Consider the following 2,566-nt stretch of genomic DNA (forward strand, 5'->3'; position numbering starts at 1 on the left):
GGCGTCCTGAACGGTGGGCGCCTGCCGCTTTTTCTCTGCCCAAAAACCAGGAGGAAACGTTTGGAAGCCAACAAACTGTTCCGTATCAGGAGCCGACAAGTGATCGGGCGACAGTGATGCCGCGGCCATGGAGAACCTCGTGCATGCGGCCCACCAAGACCGTTGATGATGGCAACGACCGGTTGTCCGCTTTTCAGACCGAGCGAGTCGACAAGCGGCATGACGAGCTGTTCGGTGAGCTCGTTAGCAGCGGCGAAAGGGATCCGTCCGGTTCCACGTTCGCGGTGGATGCCGACGCTGAACTCGACTTCGTGAGCTTTCAGGGTGAAGGCAGGACTGGTGTTACCGTGATGCGTGCAGCCCGTCAAGGGTGAGCGCAAGCGCGCGGGAGCAGCCGATCACCACAGCAGCGATGACCCAAACCTGGTGATCCGGCTCGCGGAGCAGATCGGGAGGAACCAACCCAGACCCAGAATGCGATCTCTCGCCCAGGCTACGCGGATGGGGCATGACCGGGCGACCTTGGGTGCTCACGGCCGTTCTGAGGTTGTGATGCTGAAGGATCACTACGTCCAATGCAGTCTTCTTGCAGCAAAGGTGGGGCCGGAAACTCTGTGGTGCGTTTCGGGCCCCCCCTTCATGACCACACGGATTTATCATGCTCAGACCTGCGCGTCCTGTGCGGCTGCTGCCCTTATGTGGATGTACTAGACCGAGTGGTGGGTCATTTCCGTACGTCCGGCACGGCGGGCTGATGCGACCGAGTCGGAGGGAATCACCAGGGTTGGCCGCGTCGCATGGTGCAGGACGCTAGCTGAGGTGCTTCCCAGGAGTGTGGCCTTGAACCCGCGGCGCCCTCTGGAGCCGACCATAATCAGATCGGCATCAACTTCCTCGGCTGTGTCGACAATGGCTTCCGAGGCTGTAGACATCGTCGATGAAACTCTTGGTTCTGCGTCAAAACCAAGTCCGCGGGCCAGCTGCGCGCCTTCGTCGGCTATCCGTTCTGATACGTCCAAAGTGGCGGCGTCCAATCCGGCAAGTTCCTCCAGGGCGGGGTGTCCCTCAAGATGGGCTGCGAAGCCTTCCAGCGCCTGGCGTGCATAGAGCACAACCGCGGAAGCCCCGGGGAACATGGTGGCGGCGGTTCGCAGGGCGCTCTGGGCATCAGGTGAGCCGTCATAGGCGATCAAAAGCTGTAGGGCAGACATCTTTTCTCCTTGTTGGTATGTGGTTGGGCTGGTGGGGTAGCCGCTACAGCTATGCCCGAGCGGATGCCGCGGTGGATTCGGATTCGCTGCTTGTCCGGTGACCCGGGGTGCGCAGCGTCAGTGCGGCGAGGATAGCGCCGGCCAGGGCAATGACAGCTGCACCGATGAACGCTGAGGAGAATCCATTGGTCAAGGCTGCGGAGTTACCGAGCTGGTCCGCGCCGAAAGCGGCCGCGACCGCGGTCATGGCCGCCAGTCCAAGAGCCGAGCCCACCTGATAACTGGTGTTCACGATGCCTGCAGCGAGCCCGCCTTCCTCAGGCCGCGCGCTGGAGATTGCCGTTCCCAGCGATGGTATGAACGCCAGAGACATGCCGAGGGCGGCAACCAGCGAGGCTGGCAGCACGTCAACCCAGAAGGATCCGTCCGGACGGATCAGGGAGAGCCATCCCATTCCCATAGCCAGGACGGCGAGGCCAGTCACAATCATGTTCTTCGGTCCAAAGCGGTTCATCAACCGTGGCGCGAGGACGATCATTCCGATCATGATCACGATTGTCATAGGCAGCAGCGCTGCGCCGCTGGGGAAAGCACTATAGCCAAGAACCGGCTGCAGGTACAGGTTAAGGAAGAACCACCTGGGGATCCACGCCGCACCGAGGAGCACCTGGGCCATATTTGCTGCGCCGAGATTTGAGGTGCGGAAGATTCCGAGCCGCATCAGGGGGTCTTTCAGCCGCGCCTGGAGACCCAGGAAGATACCGAGCAGTACGACGGAGCCGGCCAGGATGAGCCAGGTCTCGGCTGATCCCCAACCCACTTCGGGTGCGCGAACGATAGCGAAGACCGCGGCTCCGATTCCGGCGGTAACGGTAATCGCTCCCAAAAAGTCCACGGATCCCTTACCGGCCCTGCCCGCAGGCATCAGAGCCGGTGTCACCGCCAGGACCAGGACCGCGATGGGGATATTGATGTAGAAGACCCACGGCCAGGAGGCGTATTCGGTGATGAGTCCGCCAAGGAAGACTCCTGCAGTTCCGCCCGCCGGTGCCGCCGCACCGTAGATGGCCAATGCTTTTGTCAGCTGTTTCGGCTCGCCGCCAAAGAGCATCATCAGCAGGGTGAGCGCGGAAGGTGCGATTAAGGCCGATCCGAGGCCCTGAATGGCACGGCCTGCGAGTTCAACGGAAACAGTGCCAGCGGCGCCGGCGACCAGTGAACCGACGAGCAGAATAATCCACCCTGTGGCGAAGATCCGTCGCGACTGGCTTAGCCTGAATCCACCGGTCGGGTTTGGGCCGGGTCGGCGTTTTAAACGCGAAATGCCCGTCTGATCAAGGAAAATTTGACTTGTC

3 protein-coding genes are annotated in these 2,566 nt (G+C 61.5%); 1 reads left to right on the top strand and 2 read right to left on the bottom strand.

From position 1 onward, the window contains the following. On the top strand, positions 1 to 374 hold a 374-nt coding region (locus Y704_RS25470), incomplete at its 5' end, for a hypothetical protein (protein ID WP_253904384.1). A gap of 333 nt (positions 375 to 707) precedes the next feature. Here Y704_RS25470 and Y704_RS0117095 read toward each other — a convergent pair. Continuing rightward, a complete protein-coding gene (locus tag Y704_RS0117095; RefSeq protein WP_026551009.1) occupies positions 708 to 1,211 on the bottom strand; it encodes a universal stress protein in 504 nt (167 codons plus the stop codon). A 49-nt stretch (positions 1,212 to 1,260) separates the two neighbouring features. Continuing rightward, positions 1,261 to 2,566: MFS transporter (locus tag Y704_RS22320; protein WP_155850419.1), on the bottom strand; the 1,306-nt coding region annotated here is incomplete at its 5' end.

This window comes from Arthrobacter sp. Br18, assembly GCF_000520555.1.
GTDB lineage: Bacteria > Actinomycetota > Actinomycetes > Actinomycetales > Micrococcaceae > Arthrobacter_D.